Below are 18,014 nucleotides of genomic sequence, written 5' to 3'. Positions count from 1 at the left end.
GGGGCGGGGGCGGGGCGGCCGGGGACCAGGGGGGGGGGGGGGGCGCCCGCCTCCAGGACCTGATCCAGGTTGGAGGCGTCGATTCCGCCGATGGCGAACCAGGGCCGATCCATGCCCAGCGCTGCCGCGTAGCGCACCAGGGGCAGCCCCGGGGCGGGGCGGCCGGGCTTGGTGGGGGTGGGCCAGCAGGGGCCGGTGCAGAAATAGTCCACACCGGGCTGGACGGCCGCCGCGTCCACCTCCGCCTCCGCATGCGTGGAGCGCCCGATCAGCACGTCCTCGCCGAGGATCGCGCGCGCCGCGGGCACCGGCAGATCGCCCTGGCCCAGATGGAGCACATCCGAGCCGATGGCGTACGCGACATCGGCCCGGTCGTTGACGGCGAGCAGCTTGCCGTGCCGGCGGCAGGCGTCCGCGAAGACCCGGAGGTGCTCCAGCTCCTCGGCCGCCTCCATCCCCTTGTCCCGGAGCTGAACGATGTCCACCCCCGCCCCCAGAACGGCGTCCAGGAACTCCGGCAGGTCGCCCTGGCGCTTCCGGGCGTCGGTGCACAGGTAGAGGCGGGCGTCGGCCAGCTGCTCATGAGCGGTGGCGGTGGTGGACATGGATCGGCTCCCCGGGAGGGTCTGGCGGCGTACGGGCCGTGAGCGGAGCCCGGCCCGTACGCCGGATGCGACAGCGAATTACGAGTACGCGAAAACGACCAGCCCTGTCCTAGCCCCGTACGAGTGCTGTACGAGCCCCGTACGGAACGCCGCGGAAGGCTGGGCGCCGGCGGCGTCGGACAGCGAGGGTCGGCCGGCGAGCGCCGGACGGAAAGCGTCGGACGGCGGGCGTCAGACGGCGAGCGCCTGGGCGCGCCGCTTCACTTCCGTACCGCGATTCTCGCTGAGTGCCTGTGCCGGGGTGCCGGGCAGGCTCGGATCGGGGGTGAAGAGCCACTCCAGCATCTCTTCGTCACTGAAGCCGTCGTCCTTCAAAAGCGTCAAGGTGCCCACGAGGCCCTTGACGACCCTTCCTTCACCGATGAACTCCTCGGGCACCTGAAGCACCCTGTTCTCGCCACGGCGCACCGCGATCAGCTGGCCCTCCTTGACCAGCTGCCGAACGCGTGTCACCTCGACCCCTAGCCGCTCGGCGACATCGGGGAGGGTGAGCCAGGCGGGGACGAGAGCATCGATCTTTGCGTCAATCTCGGTCACGGAACAAGCCTGCCATCTGGGACTGACAGTGGGTAGCCGGGCGCCCGGCGCGCGGGCCGCCCGCCCCGCCCCGGACGCCCCGTCCAGGGCCGACCGGCGGCCGCCCGGCCGGTCAGCGGACGGCCGACTTCAGCGGCACCGACGGGTCCTCCGCCCGCGTCCGGTCCAGCCGGGCGCCGCGCTCGATCAGCTTGCGCCCCTGGGCCAGATCGCGCGGACGGCCGACGGCCAGCAGGGCGACCAGGGCGCCCTCGCGCAGCCAGCACACCGACCAGGCGGCACCCGCCGGATCGCCGCGCCAGACCAGTTCGTCGGCGCCCGCATGGTGTCCGGCGTACTGCACGAACCGCCCGAACTGCTCGGACCAGAAGTACGGCACCGGATCGTAGACCACACCGGGGAAGTGGGCGGCCGTCCGGCTCCCCACCACATTGGCGGCGACGGTGCGCGGGCCCTGGAGCGCGTTGTCCCAGTGGTGCACCAGCAGCCGCGACCCGTAGCGGGCGGACGGGAAGGAGGCGCAGTCGCCGACCGCGTAGACGTCCGGCGCCGAGGCGCGCAGCCGCTCGTCGGCGGCGACGGAGCGGTCCCCGGACAGCTCCACGCCCGAGCCCGCCAGCCAGTCCGTGGCCGGCCGGGCCCCGATCCCCACGACCACCGCGCCCGCCCGCAACCGGGTGCCGTCGCCGAGCACCAGCCCGGCCTCGTCCACGGAGGCCACCCGGGCTCCGGTCACCAGCCGGGCGCCGTAGTCCTCGTACCAGGCCGCCATGGGGGCCGCGACCTCGGCCGGGAGGGCGCCCGCCAGCGGCCGGTCCGCGGCCTCGACCACGGTCACGGCGCAGCCCGCCTCGCGCGCCGCCGTGGCGAACTCCGCGCCGATCCAGCCCGCCCCGACGACCGCGATCTCGCGCTGCCGGGCGAGCACCGGGCGCAGCCGCGTGGCGTCGTCCAGGGTGCGCAGCAGATGGACGCCGGGCACGCCCTCGCTGCCCGGCAGCGGGATCGGCTCGGCGCCGGTGGCGAGCACCAGGACGTCATACGGGAGCTGCCCGGTCGCGGTCTCCACGAGGCGCTTGTCCGTGCGCAGGCCGGTGACCTCGACGCCGAGCCGCAGCCCGATGCCGAGCCCGGCGAAGTCCACGTCGAGCGTCGATCCCTCGGCCTTGCCGAGCAGTACGGCCTTGGACAGCGGCGGCCGGTCGTAGGGCTGGTGGACCTCCGCGCCCAGCAGGACGATCTCGTCGGTCCAGCCCTGTTCGCGCAGCGCGACGGCGGTCTGCACCCCCGCCATTCCCGCTCCGACGATCACCACCCGCTGTTCGCCGCCGTTCGAAGACGGCTTCGTCGTCGTCTCATCGCTCACACGATCACTGTATTGCGGCTGGTGGGGTGGGCCGGAGAGGGCGGGGCGAGATCTCGGGCACAGAAGGGGAGCGGGCGGGTGGGGGCGGATGGTGGGTGGGTGGGGTTCCGCCCCGGGGCTGGGTGCGGGGCGTGGGCGCCTTCGGCGGTGAGTCCCCCACCCCGCCCCTTCCCGAAAGACGGGGCTCCGCCCCGTCACCCCCGCTGGGGCTCCGCCCCCGGCCCCGCTCCTCAAACGCCGGAGAGGCTGGAACACAGGGCTCCGCCCCCGGCCCCGCTCCTCAAACGCCGGAGGGGCTGGAGGCGAGGGGTTGGGTCCGGCCGCTCTTCCGGACGATTCGGGCCTCGTACTAGGGTGGCGGGACAGAGCACTCGCGGGAGCCCGGACGCACCGGGCTGAGAGGGAGGCTGGAACGGCCTCCGACCGTACGAACCTGATCCGGGTCATGCCGGCGAAGGGAGGGGCAGCGTGTCCACGCACGCACCAGGTCACGACGACGAGCCACACACATCAGGCCACAACGGGCGCTACGACGCCCTCGTCATCGGGGGCGGCATTGTCGGGCTGGTCACCGCCTGGCGGGCGGCTCAGCGGGGGGTGCGGACCGCGCTCGCCGATCCGGAGCCCGGCGGTGGGGCCGCCTGGGTCGCGGCCGGGATGCTGGCGGCCGTCACCGAGCTCCACTACGGCGAGCAGACCCTGCTCGGTCTCAACATGGCCTCGGCGCGCCGCTATCCCGACTTCGTGGCCGAGTTGGAAGAGGCGAGCGGCCAGGACGTGGGCTACCGCGCGTGCGGCACGCTCGCCGTGGCGTTCGACGCCGACGACCGCGCCCATCTGCGTGAGCTCCACACGTTCCAGCAGGGGCTCGGGCTGGAGTCCGAGTGGCTGACGGGGCGTGAATGCCGCCGTCTGGAGCCGATGCTGGCGCCGGGTGTGCACGGCGGGTTGCGGGTCGCGGGCGACCACCAGGTGGACCCGCGGCGGCTGACGGCGGCGCTGCTCACGGCGTGTGAGCGGGCCGGGGTCGCCTTCCACCGCGCCCGTGTGGAGCGGCTGCTGGTGGACGGCGACCGTGCCATCGGGGTCGAGCTGACCGGGGGCGTACGGCTGGCCGCCGAGCGGACCGTGCTGGCCGCCGGCAGCCTCAGCGGACGGCTCGCGGGCGTCCCCGATGACGTTCTGCCGCCCGTACGGCCCGTCAAGGGGCAGGTGGTGCGGCTGTCGGTGCCCGAGCGGTACGCGCCGTTCCTCTCCCGGACCGTACGGGCCGTGGTGCGCGGCGGGCCGGTCTACCTGGTGCCGCGCGAGAACGGCGAGTTGGTCATCGGCGCGACCAGCGAGGAGCTGGGCTGGGACACGACGGTCACCGCGGGCGGGGTGTACGAACTGCTCCGCGACGCCCATGAGGTGGTTCCCGGCATCACCGAACTGCCGCTGGTGGAGACGTGTGCCGGGCTGCGCCCCGGCTCCCCCGACAACGCCCCGATGCTCGGCCCGACCGCGCTGCCGGGTCTGCTGCTGGCCACCGGCCACTTCCGCAACGGCGTCCTGCTCACCCCGATCACAGGCGATGTCATGGCCGAGGCGCTGACCAGCGGAGAACTCCCGCCGGAGGCCCGGCCGTTCACCCCGCGGCGCTTCACGGCCCCCTCGGGCACCGGAGCGGCCCCGACCGTCCCCGCCGCCCCCGCCGCCGCGCCCTCCCCAGCACAGGAGCAGCAGACATGACCGTCTCCGTCAACGGCGAACCCCGCGAGATCCCCGACGGCACCACCCTCGACCGGCTTGTCGCGACCCTCACCCAGGCGCCCTCGGGCGTCGCCGCCGCCGTCAACGAGACGGTCGTCCCGCGCACCCAGTGGTCCGCGACCCCGCTCGGCGACGGTGATCGCGTCGAGGTCCTCACCGCGGTCCAAGGAGGCTGATCCCACTCATGGCTCCCACCACGACCAGCACGACCAGCACAGACGCCACGACCGTCACCAGCGCCCCGGCCGTCACAGACACCCCGGCTGTCACCGGCGCCCCGCACCTCGCGTCCCTCACCGCGCCCGACCCGCTCACCATCGCCGGGACCGACTTCGGCTCCCGTCTGATCATGGGCACGGGCGGCGCGCCCAGCCTGGAGATCCTGGAGCGCTCGCTGCTGGCCTCCGGCACCGAGCTGACGACGGTCGCGATGCGGCGGCTCGACCCGACCGTGCAGGGGTCGGTGCTCTCCGTGCTCGGCCGCCACGGCATCCGCCCGCTGCCCAATACCGCCGGGTGTTTCACCGCGGGTGAGGCCGTGCTCACCGCCCGGCTCGCCCGGGAGGCCCTGGGCACGGACTGGATCAAGCTGGAGGTGGTCGCCGACGAGCGCACCCTGCTCCCCGATCCGATCGAGCTGCTGGACGCGGCCGAGATCCTGGTCGACGACGGGTTCACGGTTCTGCCGTACACCAATGACGATCCGATCCTCGCCCGTAAGCTGGAGGACGTCGGCTGCGCCGCGATCATGCCGCTCGGCTCCCCGATCGGCTCCGGGCTCGGCATCCGCAATCCGCACAACTTCCAGCTGATCGTCGAGCGCGCCACCGTGCCGGTGATCCTGGACGCGGGCGCGGGCACGGCGTCGGACGCCGCGCTGGCCATGGAGCTGGGGTGCGCGGCGGTGATGCTCGCCTCGGCCGTCACCCGGGCCCAGGAGCCGGAGCTGATGGCGGGGGCGATGCGGTACGCGGTGGAGGCGGGCCGGCTGGCCCACCGGGCGGGCCGGATCCCGCGCCGCCACTTCGCCGAGGCGTCGAGCCCGGCCGAGGGCCTGGCGGCCCTGGACCCCGAGCGCCCTGCGTTCGGCTAGGTCTCCTTGGGGATCCTGTCCGGCCTCGTCCGGGAAAGGCCCTCTGCCCCCTGCCCGGCCTCAGCCGGAGAGACCTCCTGCTCCCTGCCGGGGCCCGGCGCGGCCCTCTACCGTGGATGGCAGGGAGCAGCGCGACAGCGCGGAGGTGGTCGCCGTGACCGTGGACGACCGGATCGAGCGCGAGGTGTTCGTACCGGCGCCGATCGACCGGGTGTGGCGGGTGCTCACGACGCCCGAGCACATCCGCGCCTGGTACGCGCCCGGCGGCTGCGAGATCGATCCGCATCCGGGCGGGAGGCTCCGGTTCCGCTGGGATGAACACGGGGAGTTCCACGGTCAGGTCGAGCGGGCGGTCCCGGACACCCTGTTCCGTTTCCGGCTGGCCCTGGAACCCGATCACGCCCCCTCGGACCCCGGCGAGGCGACCCTGGTGGAGTTCGCGCTCTCCCCCGAGGGGCGGGGCACCCGGCTGCGGTTCGTGGAGAGCGGCATCCGCGCCCTGGCCGTCCCCGACGACGCCAAGGCCAAGCACGCCCAGTACGCCACGCTGTCCTGGACCTCGGCGCTCGAGGAGCTGGCCGCGATCGCCGCCGCGTCGCACAACTGACCCGCCGCTGTCACCGTTCCGCTGCAAGTACCCACCCCACCTGGGGCGGCCGGTCCTGGCCCGGATCGGCGCCTCGTAGACTTCCCCCGTGGATACGACCCTCCAGGACCCCCTCGTCGGGCAGGAGCTCGACGGCCGCTACCGCGTCGAGGCGCGGATCGCCGTGGGCGGGATGGCGACGGTCTACCGGGCCGTCGACACCCGGCTCGACCGTGTGATCGCGCTGAAGGTGATGCATCCGAGCCTCGCCTCCGACACCGCCTTCGTAGACCGATTCATCCGGGAAGCGAAGTCCGTCGCGAGACTCGCGCACGCCAATGTGGTCGCCGTCTATGACCAGGGAACGGACGGCGGCCATGTCTATCTGGCCATGGAGTACGTGGCGGGCTGCACCCTGCGCGATGTGCTCCGGGGGCGCGGGGCCCTGCATCCGCGCGCCGCGCTGGACATCCTGGAGCCGGTGCTGGCCGCGCTCGGGGCGGCCCACCGCGCCGGTTTCGTCCACCGGGACATGAAGCCCGAGAATGTGCTGATCGGGGACGACGGCCGGGTCAAGGTGGCCGACTTCGGGCTGGTCCGGGCGGTGGACACCAACACCAGCGCCTCCACCGGCACCCTTCTCGGCACCGTGTCGTATCTCGCGCCCGAACAGATCGAGCACGGCACGGCCGACCCCCGCGCCGATGTCTACGCCTGCGGTGTGGTGCTCTACGAAATGCTGACCGGCGCCAAGCCGCACGGCGGCACCACCCCTGCGCAGGTGCTCTACCAGCATCTGAACGAGGACGTTCCGCCGCCCTCCGCCCTCGCGCCCGAGGTCGCCCCGGAGCTGGACGCGCTGGTGGCCTCGGCCACCGCGCGCCGTCTGGAGGCCCGCCCCGCCGACGCCGTCGCGCTGCTGGGCGCGACCCGAGCGGCGCGGGCGGCGCTGACCGACGAGCAGCTGGACGCGGCGCCCCCGCAGGCCAGGGAGGAGGACCCCCTGGCCGGTTCCGAGAACCGTACGTCGGTGATTCCGCGCCCGGCGGCGGCCCTCGACGACCAGGAGGGGTTCAACCACACCAGCCGGCTGGAGCTGCCCCCGGAACCGCCCCGGCAGGACGGGCACCGCGGGGGCGGCCGGGGCCGGCTGCCGCGCCGCGGGACCGTGACGATCGTCGCCGCGGTGCTGCTGGCGCTCGGCCTCGGCGCCGGGATCTGGTACATCAGCGTCGGCCAGTTCACCGAGGTGCCGCCGGTGCTGCGGAAGACCCAGGCGGAGGCCGAGAAGAAGCTGCACGGCGCCGGTCTCGGTGTGAAGGTCGTCAACGAGTTCAGCGATGTCGTCCCCAAGGGCAAGGTCATCGGCACCAAGCCGGGGCCGGGCGAACGGGTCCGCGACACCGGCACCGTGACCATCCGGATCTCCCAGGGGCGGCCGCGGGCCGAGGTGCCCAATGTGGTGGGCATGCCGCTCGCCGAGGCCAAGCGGAAGATCGCGGACCAGGGGCTGACGGTCGGCCGGATCACCCGCAGCTTCAGCAGTGAGACGGCCCAGGGCTCGGTCCTCTCCACCAGCCCGGCCCCCGACTCGGTACGCCGCCCCGAGACGCCGGTGTCGATCGTGGTCAGCAAGGGCCGGCCGGTCGACATCCCGGACGTGGTGGGCGATTCGGTCGACGAGGCCCGGTCCACGCTGGAGGACCAGGGCTTCAAGGTGAAGATCGCCGACCGGCAGGTGTTCTCGGAGGAGGACGAGGGCTCGGTCGCCGAGCAGTCCCCCTCGGGGGACGGCGAGGGGGCCGAGGGCGACACGGTCACGCTGACCGTCTCCAAGGGCGTGCAGATGGTCGAGGTGCCGGATGTCACGGGCATGAAGGTCGACGAGGCCAAGGACAAGCTGGAGGAGGCCGGGTTCGAGGTGGACGTCGAGAAGGCGCTGCTCTTCCCCGGGGACGCGGTGCAGGACCAGTCGGTGGAGGGCGGCGACGAGGCGCCCAAGGGGAGCACGATCACCATCAAGGTCAAGGGCGGCGTGTTCTGAGGGACCCCGCCGGACGGCCGGTGCCGGACGGATGGCGCTCGCCGTCCGTCCGGCGGCTCATCCGAAGCTGACCCGCTCCAGCCAGAAGTCCAGCAGCTTCTCATCGCCCAGGATCTCGACGCCCGCGCCCCGGGCCGGGCGCCGCTTGTAGATGATCAGCAGCAGATCGGTCAGCGGCCCGCGCACCGCGACCGCGGCCTTCTCATGCGCCCGCCGCCAGGTGATCGCGTCGCCGGTGAGGTCGACCACCCACTCCGCCGCCACCTCCGGCGCGGTGTCGGTCGCGTGGAAGTGCAGGGTGCGGCCGGGGCCGAGCAGCTCGCGCATCCAGGGGTGGATCTCGAAGTGCATGGGCAGCGAGCCGAGTGCCAGCCACTCGTCGAACGCGTCCAGGGCGACCTCCTGGTCGAGGGTGTACTCCGCGCCGAGGGCCAGGGTCGCGTCGGCCCGGTGGATCGCCGTCTCATGGGTGAAGCGGCGGGCGTAGAAGTCCGCGCGCCCGCCCGCGATCTGTCCGAAGTCCGGCACCGGGGTCCACAGCTCCGCGTCGGGCCCCGCCGCGTGCAGCGTCCCCGCCAGCAGCTCGGCGCCCTCGACCAGCCAGGGGGCCAGCTCGGCGGGGTCCTCGTCCACATAGCGCGACAGATCGCGGAAGTGCTGGTCGGGCAGTGCTTCAGGGGCCCGGGTCCGCACGATCTCCTCGGCCCACCGATGGGTCCCGCCGAGATGCCGCAGCAGCTGCCCGACGCTCCAGCCGGGGCAGCTGGGCACCGGGCGGGTCAGATCCGCGCCCTCGATCGAGCCCCGCAGCAGCCGGGTCTGCGCGACGATCTCGGAGCAGCGACGGTCAAAGCTCAGCAGAGTCATGTACGTCACAGTAGAGGCGCCCACCGACAGCCGGGCCCGGGCCGGGGCCCGGCAACTCGGGCCCGGCTCACCTGGGACCCTTGATGACGTGAGTACGCATCGCATCCGCAACCCCATCGGGGGCCATATCCGTGTGGCCGGTGGCCTCGCCACCGTCGGTCTGGCGCACGCCGCCGACATCGGCGCCGAGACCGTCCAGGTCTTCGTCGCCAATCCGCGCGGCTGGGCCACCCCGACCGGCACGCCCGCCCAGGACGAGGCGTTCCGCGCCGGCTGCGCCGAGCGGTCCATGCCGGTGTACGTCCACGCCCCCTACTTGATCAACTTCGGCTCGCACACCGAGGCCACGGCCGACCGCTCGGTCGACTCCCTGCGCCATTCGCTCCGGCGCGGCCGGGAGATCGGCGCGCTCGGCGTGGTCGTCCACACCGGTTCGGCGACCGGGGGACGCGCGCGGGCCACCGCGATCGCGCAGATGCGGGAGCGGATGCTGCCGCTGCTTGACGAGCTGACCCGGGACGACGATCCCTGGCTGCTGCTGGAGCCGACCGCCGGGCAGGGCACCTCGCTGTGCGCGCTGGTGGAGGACCTGGGCCCGTACACCGAGGCGCTCGACCGGCACCCCCGGCTCGGTGTCTGCCTGGACACCTGCCATGTGTTCGCGGCGGGCCATGACCTCGCCGCGCCGGGCGGTATGAAGCAGACCCTGGACGAGCTGGTGGCCGTCATGGGCGAGGGACGGCTCAGGCTGATCCACGCCAATGACTCCAAGGACGTGGTCGGCGCCCACAAGGACCGGCACGCGAACATCGGCGCCGGGCACATCGGGGCGGAGCCGTTCCGCGAGCTGTTCACCCACTCCGCGACGGACGGGGTGCCGCTGGTGATCGAGACGCCGGGCGGTACGGAGGGGCATGCGGCGGATGTGGCCCGGCTGAAGGAGCTGCGCGCCGGGGCGGCCTGAGAACGCGTCCGACACATGGAGGAATACCCCCAGGGGGTATAGCGTTGAGCCAGTCGACGGCACGCGACCACCGCTGGGGGTATGGATATGCGACAGCATGAGCACACACAGAGCGGACCTCATGGGCACCACGGGCATCAGCCCCATGGTGCTCATGAGCACCATGGGTCCTCGACCAGCTGGACGATGGCCGCCCAGGCCACATTGCACTGCCTCACCGGCTGCGCCATCGGCGAAATCGCGGGCATGGCCATCGGCACGGCCCTGGCCTGGCACAACGTCCCGACCATGATCCTGGCGATCGTGCTCGCCTTCGTCTTCGGCTACTCCCTGACCATGCGGGGCGTACTGCGGGCGGGGCTGGACATGCGCGGCGCGCTACGGGTGGCCCTGGCGGCCGACACCGTATCGATCGCGATCATGGAGCTGGCCGACAACGCGACGATCGTCGCCTTCCCCGGCGCGATGGACGCCACGCTGTCCGACGCGCTCTTCTGGCTCAGCCTGGCCCTGTCGTTCGTGGTGGCCTTCCTCATCACCACACCGGTCAACAGGTGGATGATCGGGCGGGGCAAGGGACATGCGGTGGTCCACCAGTACCACTGACCGCCGTACGGCGGCGCCGTGAGCACACCGGCCCGGCCTGGAGCCGCGACGGCCCGGTCTAGAGCTCCGGGCCGTCGCCCGGCTCCTCCTGGTAGGAGTAGCGCTGCTCCGCCCAGGGGTCGCCGATGTTGTGGTAGCCGCGCTCCTCCCAGAAGCCACGGCGGTCGGCGGTCATGTACTCCACCCCGCGCACCCATTTCGGGCCCTTCCAGGCGTAGAGATGGGGCACCACCAGCCGCACCGGAAAGCCGTGCTCGGCGGTGAGCGGCTCGCCGTCCTTGTGGGTGGCGAAAATCGCGGTCTCCGTCATGAAGTCGGTCAGCCGGAGATTCGAGCTGAAGCCGTATTCCGCCCACACCATCACATGGGTGACATCGGGCGCCGGCGGTGCGAGCTCCACGATCGCCAGCGCGGAAACCCCGCCCCATTCGGCGTCGAGCATGCTGAATTTGGTGACGCAGTGCAGATCGGCGACAACGGTCGAGTAGGGCAGGGCCGAGAACTCCTCATGCGTCCAGCAGCGTTTATCGCCATCCGCCGTGGCGCCGAAGACCCGGAACTCCCATCGGTCCGGCTTGAACTTCGGGACCGGCCCATAGTGCGTAACCGGCCAACCGCGCTGGAGTCGCTGCCCCGGAGGCAGCTTCGCGAGCTCCCCCTCGCGGCTTTCCGACTGACCCATGGGCTCCATGGTCTCAGACCACCAGGGGTGGTCGTGACCAGGGCATCAGGGACAGGCACAACTCGTACTAAGCGTGCACTTACTGGACGCCCCAACAGGCGCGATGCGACGATGCGCGGAACCTGCCGTTCCCGATCGGATTGGAAGGAGCCCCTCCGATGCAGGGTGACCCCGAGGTCCTCGAGTTCCTCAACGAGCAGCTGACCGGCGAGCTGACCGCGATCAATCAGTACTTTCTGCACTCAAAGATGCAGGATCACTTTGGCTGGACTCGGCTTGCCAAATACACCCGGTCGGAGTCTTTCGATGAGATGAAGCATGCGGAGATGCTCACCGACCGGATCCTTCTCCTGGATGGGCTGCCCAATTACCAGCGGCTCTTCCATGTGCGGGTGGGTCAGACGGTGACCGAGATGTTCCAGGCCGACCGGCAGGTGGAGATCGAGGCGATCGACCGCCTCCGGCGCGGCATCGAGCTGATGCGGTCCAAGGGGGACATCACCTCGGCGAATGTCTTCGAGTACATCCTCGCCGACGAGGAACTCCACATCGACTATCTCGACACCCAGCTCGAACTGGTCGAGAAGCTGGGCGAGCCGCTCTACATCGCCCAGCAGATCGAGCAGCCCAGCGACAACGGCGACAACTACTCCGGGAGCGGAAAGGGCCACTGAGCCCGCGGCGGCAGCACCGATCCGCCGGTCAGGCCGCTTCGGCCGCCGCCTGTGCCGGGGCGGCAGCGGCTGCGATAGCCGCCGTTGTCGCGGCCGTCGTCAGGACCACCGGGTCCAGCGCCTCGCGCCGGGGGCAGGCACCGCGGCCCAGCAATGCCTGGATCTTCCGCACGCACGATCCGCAGTCCGTGCCCGCCTTGCAGGCACCGGCGATCTGGCGCGGGGTGCACGCGCCCGTCTCCGCGTGCTCACGCACCTGCCGCTCGGTGATGCCGAAGCATGAGCAGACGTACACGGGCTCTCCAGCGGTGACGATGGCGGATGGCGACAGCGTTGATCAGTGAGGTAACCCTTACCTTACCTGCCGCATCGGGCCCCCACAACGCACAGCGGGCGCGGATCCATGTGATCCGCGCCCCACCTGCGTCTTTGTGATCTCCACCGACCCCGGACGATGCCTACTGGTCCCGGTACATCTCCGCCACCAGGAACGCCAGGTCCAGCGACTGGCTGCGGTTGAGCCGCGGGTCGCACGCCGTCTCGTAGCGCTGGTGCAGATCGTCGACGAAGATCTCGTCGCCGCCGCCCACGCACTCGGTGACATCGTCGCCGGTCAGCTCCACATGGATACCGCCGGGATGGGTGCCGAGCTCCTTGTGGACCTCGAAGAAGCCCTTGACCTCGTCCAGCACATCGTCGAAGCGGCGAGTCTTGTGCCCGGACGCCGCCTCGAAGGTGTTGCCGTGCATCGGGTCGCAGACCCAGACGACCTGCGCACCGGAGGCGGTCACCTTCTCCACCAGGTCGGGCAGCTTGTCGCGGACCTTGTCCGCGCCCATCCGGGTGATGAAGGTCAGCCGGCCCGGCTCGCGGTCCGGGTCGATCCGCTCGATCAGCGACAGCGCCTCTTCCGGCGTGGTCGTCGGGCCCAGCTTCACGCCCACCGGGTTGCGGACCTTGGAAGCGAACTCGATATGCGCCCCGTCCAGCTGCCGGGTGCGCTCACCGATCCAGACCATGTGCCCCGAGACGTCGTACAGCTCACCGGTGCGCGAGTCGGTGCGGGTCAGCGCCGTCTCGTAGTCCAGGATCAGCGCCTCGTGCGAGGAGAAGAACTCGACGGTCTTGAACTCCTCCGGGTCCACCCCGCAGGCGTTCATGAAGGCCAGCGCCCGGTCGATCTCGCGCGCCAGCACCTCGTAGCGCTGCCCCGAGGGAGAGGACTTCACGAAGTCCTGGTTCCAGGCGTGCACCTGGCGCAGGTCCGCGTAGCCACCGGTGGTGAAGGCGCGCACCAGGTTCAGCGTCGAGGCCGACGCCTGGTACATCCGCTTCAGCCGCTGCGGATCGGGGATCCGCGCCTCGGGGGTGAACTCGAATCCGTTGACGGAGTCGCCACGGTAGGTGGGCAGGGTCACCCCGTCGCGGGTCTCGGTCGGCTTGGAGCGCGGCTTGCTGTACTGCCCGGCGATCCGGCCCACCTTCACCACCGGGACGGACCCGGCGTAGGTCAGCACGGCGCCCATCTGGAGGAGCGTCTTCAGCTTGTTCCGGATCTGGTCGGCGCCCACGCCGTCGAACGCCTCGGCGCAGTCACCGCCCTGGAGCAGAAACGCCTCGCCCCGCGCCACGGCCCCCAGGCGGTGCCGCAGCGCGTCGCACTCGCCGGCGAAGACGAGCGGCGGATAGGACTCGAGCTCAGCGATCACATCGCGCAGAGCCGCTCGGTCCGGCCAGTCGGGCTGCTGCGCCGCGGGAAGAGACTGCCAGGTGTTGCCACCAGCGTGGGTTTCAGCGTTCACGGTCACCCGCACAAGGTTACGGGGTCTTTACCGCCGTCCAGTCCGCCGCCCAGAAGATGAGACACCGGCCTTCCCATCACCTTCGAGAACTCCGGGCTCCACCTCATGCCCCGCCGCTGAGGTAGAGTCCACCGCATGTTCGCGCGACTGACCATGACCTGGTGGTGGACCGCTCATCCGGCGGCCCGCTGAATCGCGCACTCCCAAGATCTCGCGAAGGCCGCCCGAGGGGCGGCCTTCGGCGTTTCCGCGGGTCGTTCCTCATTCCGGAAGGAACCACCCGCCATGCAGAACAACGCTGAGGCCGTCGTCGCACGGCTGCTCTCCGACGACGCGCCGCCCTTCGCCCTGCTGCACCGCCGCACCCCCGGCCGGGCGCCCGACACCGTCGAGGTGCTGCTCGGCCCGGTCGGCGAGGTGGCGCGGCTGGCCGACATCCCGCTGCCCACCGGGGCGCCGGAGGACGGCGCGCCGGTCGCGGACGCCCTCGCGCTGGTGCCGTTCCGGCAGATCCGCGAGCGGGGGTTCGAGGTGCGCGACGACGGCACGCCGCTGGCCGTGCTGCGCCCGCGCGAGACCCACGAGCTGCCGCTCGCCGAGGCGCTGGCGGCGCTGCCCGCGCATCCGGTGCGGGTCGAGGGCGGGGCGTTCGACGTGCCCGACGACGCGTACGCCGACATCGTGAGCCGGGTCATCGAGGACGAGATCGGCACCGGCGAGGGCGCCAACTTCGTCATCCGGCGGACGTTCCGGGGCGAGATCCCGGGGTTCGGCAGAAGCGACGCGCTCGCGCTCTTCCGGCGGCTGCTGGCCGGTGAGCGGGGCGCCTACTGGACGTATGTGGTGCGGCTGGCGGACGGGCGGACGCTGGTGGGCGCCAGCCCGGAGGTGCATGTACGGATGACGGGAGGGAGGGGCGAGCGCGAAGCGCCCTCGTTCGAGGGTGGTGGCGGGCGAGGGGCGGGCACGGTCGTGATGAACCCGATCAGCGGGACGTACCGCTACCCCGAGGGCGGGCCGAGCGCGGAGGGGCTGCTGGAGTTCCTGCACGACCGCAAGGAGGTGGAGGAGCTGTCCATGGTCGTGGACGAGGAGCTGAAGATGATGTGCACCGTCGGCGACATGGGCGGGACGGTGATCGGGCCCCGGCTGAAGGAGATGGCGCATCTCGCGCACACCGAGTACGAGTTGCGCGGCCGCTCCTCGCTCGATGTCCGGGAGGTGCTCCGCGAGACGATGTTCGCCGCGACGGTCACCGGTTCGCCGGTGCAGAACGCCTGCCGGGTGATCGAGCGCTACGAGCCCATCGGACCGGACGGGGCCGGCCGCGGCTACTACGCCGGGGCGCTCGCGCTGATCGGACGGGACGGCGGCGGTGCGCAGACCCTGGACTCGCCGATCCTGATCCGGACCGCCGACATCGACGCCGGGGGATCGCTGAAGGTGGCGGTCGGCGCGACGCTCGTGCGCCACTCGGACCCGCGCGGCGAAGTGGCCGAGACCCATGCGAAGGCGGCCGGGGTGCTGACCGCGCTGGGCGTGCGGCCCGCGCCCGTACGGTCCGGGGCGGAGGGCCCGCGGCCGCGGCTCGCGGACGATCCGCGGGTGCGGGCGGCGCTGGACGCGCGGCGGGCGGACCTCGCGCCGTTCTGGCTGCGGATGCAGGAGCCGCCGCGGCGAGGGCGGGGGTCGGCGGATGGGCCCGTGGCCGGCGGGCTGTCCGGGCACGCCCTGGTGATCGACGCCGAGGACACCTTCACCGCGATGCTGGCGCATCTGCTGCGCACCTCGGGGCTGACCGTGACCGTGCGGCGGTACGACGAGCCGGGGGTGCGGGAGGCCGCGCCGGCGCATCAGGGGCCCGTGGTGCTCGGCCCGGGCCCCGGCGACCCGGGCGACACGGCCGACCCGAAGATGCGGTTCCTGCGGGCGCTGACCGCCGAGCTGGTGGCCGGGCACCGGCACGGGCTGCTGGGCGTGTGCCTGGGGAACGAGCTGATCGCGGCCGAGCTGGGGCTGGAGGTCGTACGCAAGGACGTGCCGTTCCAGGGCGCGCAGGAGCGGATCGACTTCTTCGGGCGCGAGGAGACCGTCGGCTTCTACAACACCTTCACGGCGCGCTGTGACGAGGCGGCGGAGGCGGAGCTGGCGACGCACCGCGTGGAGCTGAGCCGGGACCCGGTGACCGGCGATGTGCACGCGCTGCGCGGACCGGGTTTCGCCGGGGTGCAGTTCCACCCGGAGTCGGTGCTGTCACGGGACGGTGCGGCGCTGGTGGCGGAGCTGCTGGCGGCCGTGCTGGTCTGAGGGGCGCACCGGCCCGGAGTGCGGCCGGTGCCAAGGGCCCGGCGGTGGGCGCCGCGCTGCGGGGCGCGGTGGGCCCGAACGGCCCCGAGGAGCCCGCCCGGCGGGCGGCGTGACGATGGGCCGGGTGCGGGGTACGCACCCGGCCCATCGCCGTACTGCACCCAGACGGCCTCAGCCGAAGAAGACCTCGGCCTCGGCGTAGAGCGAGGGATCGACCGTCTTGAGCCGTGCGGTCGCCTCGGCGAGCGGAACCCGGACGATGTCGGTGCCGCGCAGCGCGACCATCTTCCCGAAGTCCTCGTCCCGCACCGCGTCGATGGCGTGCAGCCCGAAGCGGGTGGCGAGCCAGCGGTCGAAGGCGCTGGGCGTGCCCCCGCGCTGGACATGGCCGAGGACGGTGGTGCGGGCCTCCTTACCGGTGCGCTTCTCGATCTGCTTGGCCAGCCACTCGCCGACCCCGGAGAGCCGGACATGGCCGAAGGAGTCCAGGGTGTCGTCCTTCAGGACCGCGTCGCCGTCCTTGGGCATGGCGCCCTCGGCGACGACGACGATCGGGGCGTAGCGGATCTTGAAGCGGGATTCGACCCAGGCACAGATCTGGTCGACGTCGAAGCGCTGCTCGGGGATGAGGATGACGTTGGCCCCGCCGGCGAGCCCCGAGTGCAGGGCGATCCATCCGGCGTGACGGCCCATCACCTCCACCACGAGGACGCGCATATGGGATTCGGCGGTGGTGTGGAGCCGGTCGATGGCCTCGGTGGCGATGTTGACGGCGGTGTCGAAGCCGAAGGTGTAGTCGGTGGCGGAGAGGTCGTTGTCGATGGTCTTGGGGACGCCGACGCAGCGGATTCCGTAGTCGCCGGAGAGCCGGGCGGCGACGCCGAGGGTGTCCTCGCCGCCGATCGCGATCAGCGCGTCGACCTCCTCCTTGACCAGGGTCTCCTTGACCCTGCGGATGCCGTCCTCACTTTTGAGGGGGTTGGTGCGGGAGGAACCGAGAATGGTGCCGCCGCGCGGCAGGATGCCGCGCACCGCGCGGATGTCGAGGGGAACGGTGTCGTTCTCGAGAGGGCCTCGCCAGCCGTCTCGGAAGCCGATGAAGTCATAGCCGTATTCCTGTACGCCCTTGCGCACGACGGCGCGGATGACCGCGTTGAGCCCGGGGCAGTCACCGCCGCCGGTCAGCACTCCGACCCGCATCGTTTCTTCCCTTCTCCCGTGGAATCCCGTGATTGGGCCCGGTACGGAAAGCCACGCTAACGGTGATCCAGGTCACACGGGATGGGGCGTCACTCGATTCCCGTGCGCACCAAGGGAGTTGGTTTTGAACTTCACCCGTACGAGGGGTGACTGGGCGTCACCGGCCTCGGCCGGACGGCGTCAGGCGTCGTCCAGGCCGCGCTCGATCGCATAGCGGACCAGCTCCACCCTGTTGTGCAGCTGGAGCTTGCCGAGGGTGTTCTGGACGTGGTTCTGCACCGTGCGGTGCGAGATGACCAGCCGCTCGGCGATCTGCTTGTACGAAAGGCCCTTGGCCACCAGCCGCAGCACCTCCGTCTCACGCTCCGTGAGCTGCGGGGCGGCAGGCTGGTCGGCTGCGGTGGGGGTGGGCTCGCCCGCGAGCCGCCGGTACTCGCCGAGCACCAGGCCCGCGAGGCCGGGGGTGAACACCGGGTCGCCGGCCGCCGTGCGGCGCACCGCGTCCAGGAGTTCCTCGGTGCTGGCCGACTTCAGCAGATAGCCGGTGGCCCCGGACTTGACCGCCTCCAGGACGTCCGCGTGCTCACCGCTCGCGGAGAGCACCAGCACCCGCAGCTCGGGGCGGTCGGCCAGGACCTCCTTGCACACCTCGACCCCCGCCAGCCCGGGCAGGTTGAGGTCGAGCACCAGGACATCGGGCCCGGCGGCCTTGGCCCGGCGGACCGCCTGCGGTCCGTCCCCGGCCGTGGCCACCACGTCGAACCCGGCCTCGGCCAGGTCCCGGGCCACCGCGTCACGCCACATCGGATGGTCGTCGACCACCATCACCGTCACCGGGCGGCCGTCGTGCTGAGTGGTCATCGTGCCGC

Annotated in this window: 19 protein-coding genes and 1 riboswitch; of the genes, 10 read left to right on the top strand and 9 right to left on the bottom strand. The window is 72.0% G+C overall.

Going from position 1 to position 18,014, the window contains the following annotated elements:
• The 3 genes from thiE to NQU54_RS09255 form a co-directional block, all read right to left on the bottom strand.
• The coding region (gene thiE / locus NQU54_RS09265; RefSeq protein ID WP_257630626.1) for a thiamine phosphate synthase at positions 1-605 on the bottom strand (605 nt) is incomplete at its 3' end.
• Between the two features lie 231 nt (positions 606-836).
• Positions 837-1,202: an Rv2175c family DNA-binding protein gene (locus NQU54_RS09260; RefSeq protein WP_069870214.1), complete on the bottom strand. Its 366-nt coding sequence runs from the start codon at positions 1,200-1,202 to the stop codon at positions 837-839.
• A gap of 112 nt (positions 1,203-1,314) precedes the next feature.
• Complete coding sequence (locus NQU54_RS09255) at positions 1,315-2,496, bottom strand: NAD(P)/FAD-dependent oxidoreductase (protein ID WP_257630638.1); 1,182 nt, start codon at positions 2,494-2,496, stop codon at positions 1,315-1,317.
• A gap of 435 nt (positions 2,497-2,931) precedes the next feature.
• A riboswitch (TPP riboswitch) is annotated at positions 2,932-3,045 on the top strand.
• Between the two features lie 66 nt (positions 3,046-3,111).
• Between NQU54_RS09255 and thiO the strand changes: the two genes are divergently transcribed.
• The 5 genes from thiO to pknB all read left to right on the top strand — a co-directional run bounded on the left by thiO (position 3,112) and on the right by pknB (position 8,043).
• Positions 3,112-4,299, top strand: a complete 1,188-nt coding sequence (gene thiO / locus NQU54_RS09250) for a glycine oxidase ThiO (RefSeq protein WP_257630637.1) — start codon at positions 3,112-3,114, stop codon at positions 4,297-4,299.
• The gene (gene thiS, locus NQU54_RS09245; RefSeq protein WP_069869358.1) at positions 4,296-4,496 is read left to right on the top strand and encodes a sulfur carrier protein ThiS; all 201 of its coding nucleotides are present in this window, start codon (positions 4,296-4,298) and stop codon (positions 4,494-4,496) included. The genes thiO and thiS overlap by 4 nt, the downstream gene beginning before the upstream one ends.
• An 8-nt stretch (positions 4,497-4,504) precedes the next feature.
• Complete coding sequence (locus NQU54_RS09240; RefSeq protein WP_306278504.1) at positions 4,505-5,413, top strand: thiazole synthase; 909 nt, start codon at positions 4,505-4,507, stop codon at positions 5,411-5,413.
• 154 nt (positions 5,414-5,567) lie between these two features.
• Positions 5,568-6,020: an SRPBCC domain-containing protein gene (locus tag NQU54_RS09235; protein WP_257630625.1), complete on the top strand. Its 453-nt coding sequence runs from the start codon at positions 5,568-5,570 to the stop codon at positions 6,018-6,020.
• Between the two features lie 88 nt (positions 6,021-6,108).
• A complete protein-coding gene (gene pknB / locus NQU54_RS09230) occupies positions 6,109-8,043 on the top strand; it encodes a Stk1 family PASTA domain-containing Ser/Thr kinase (RefSeq protein WP_257630624.1) in 1,935 nt (644 codons plus the stop codon).
• 57 nt (positions 8,044-8,100) lie between these two features.
• Here pknB and NQU54_RS09225 read toward each other — a convergent pair whose 3' ends face one another.
• Positions 8,101-8,910 (bottom strand): maleylpyruvate isomerase family mycothiol-dependent enzyme, encoded by an 810-nt coding sequence (locus NQU54_RS09225; protein WP_257630623.1) that lies wholly within the window; start codon positions 8,908-8,910, stop codon positions 8,101-8,103.
• An 88-nt stretch (positions 8,911-8,998) separates the two neighbouring features.
• On the opposite strand from NQU54_RS09225, the gene NQU54_RS09220 reads away from it, so the two are divergent.
• Both NQU54_RS09220 and NQU54_RS09215 read left to right on the top strand, forming a co-directional pair.
• Positions 8,999-9,874, top strand: a complete 876-nt coding sequence (locus tag NQU54_RS09220; protein WP_257630622.1) for a deoxyribonuclease IV — start codon at positions 8,999-9,001, stop codon at positions 9,872-9,874.
• 81 nt (positions 9,875-9,955) lie between these two features.
• Complete coding sequence (locus NQU54_RS09215; RefSeq protein WP_372505830.1) at positions 9,956-10,480, top strand: DUF4396 domain-containing protein; 525 nt, start codon at positions 9,956-9,958, stop codon at positions 10,478-10,480.
• Between the two features lie 58 nt (positions 10,481-10,538).
• Here the strand turns inward: NQU54_RS09215 and NQU54_RS09210 are convergent, their stop codons facing one another.
• Complete coding sequence (locus NQU54_RS09210) at positions 10,539-11,162, bottom strand: sulfite oxidase-like oxidoreductase (protein ID WP_257630620.1); 624 nt, start codon at positions 11,160-11,162, stop codon at positions 10,539-10,541.
• Positions 11,163-11,320: 158 nt separating this feature from the next.
• Here NQU54_RS09210 and bfr point away from each other — a divergent pair, with 158 nt between their 5' ends.
• Positions 11,321-11,836: a bacterioferritin gene (gene bfr / locus NQU54_RS09205; RefSeq protein WP_069869354.1), complete on the top strand. Its 516-nt coding sequence runs from the start codon at positions 11,321-11,323 to the stop codon at positions 11,834-11,836.
• Between the two features lie 28 nt (positions 11,837-11,864).
• Here the strand turns inward: bfr and NQU54_RS09200 are convergent, their stop codons facing one another.
• Both NQU54_RS09200 and NQU54_RS09195 read right to left on the bottom strand, forming a co-directional pair.
• Positions 11,865-12,131, bottom strand: a complete 267-nt coding sequence (locus tag NQU54_RS09200; protein WP_257630619.1) for a (2Fe-2S)-binding protein — start codon at positions 12,129-12,131, stop codon at positions 11,865-11,867.
• Between the two features lie 163 nt (positions 12,132-12,294).
• A complete protein-coding gene (locus tag NQU54_RS09195) occupies positions 12,295-13,644 on the bottom strand; it encodes a class II 3-deoxy-7-phosphoheptulonate synthase (protein WP_167501199.1) in 1,350 nt (449 codons plus the stop codon).
• Between the two features lie 129 nt (positions 13,645-13,773).
• On the opposite strand from NQU54_RS09195, the gene NQU54_RS50010 reads away from it, so the two are divergent.
• The gene (locus tag NQU54_RS50010; RefSeq protein ID WP_107119202.1) at positions 13,774-13,830 is read left to right on the top strand and encodes a trp operon leader peptide; all 57 of its coding nucleotides are present in this window, start codon (positions 13,774-13,776) and stop codon (positions 13,828-13,830) included.
• Positions 13,831-13,923: 93 nt separating this feature from the next.
• Positions 13,924-15,945, top strand: a complete 2,022-nt coding sequence (locus NQU54_RS09190) for an anthranilate synthase family protein (RefSeq protein WP_257630618.1) — start codon at positions 13,924-13,926, stop codon at positions 15,943-15,945.
• A 171-nt stretch (positions 15,946-16,116) separates the two neighbouring features.
• Here the strand turns inward: NQU54_RS09190 and NQU54_RS09185 are convergent, their stop codons facing one another.
• A complete protein-coding gene (locus NQU54_RS09185; RefSeq protein WP_257630617.1) occupies positions 16,117-17,145 on the bottom strand; it encodes a 6-phosphofructokinase in 1,029 nt (342 codons plus the stop codon).
• A 180-nt stretch (positions 17,146-17,325) separates the two neighbouring features.
• A complete protein-coding gene (locus tag NQU54_RS09180; protein WP_257630616.1) occupies positions 17,326-18,006 on the bottom strand; it encodes a response regulator in 681 nt (226 codons plus the stop codon).
• Positions 18,007-18,014: the final 8 nt, after the last annotated feature.

The organism is Streptomyces malaysiensis subsp. samsunensis (assembly GCF_024519315.1).
Lineage (GTDB): Bacteria > Actinomycetota > Actinomycetes > Streptomycetales > Streptomycetaceae > Streptomyces > Streptomyces malaysiensis.
This window is presented reverse-complemented; position numbering and strand designations above follow the sequence as displayed.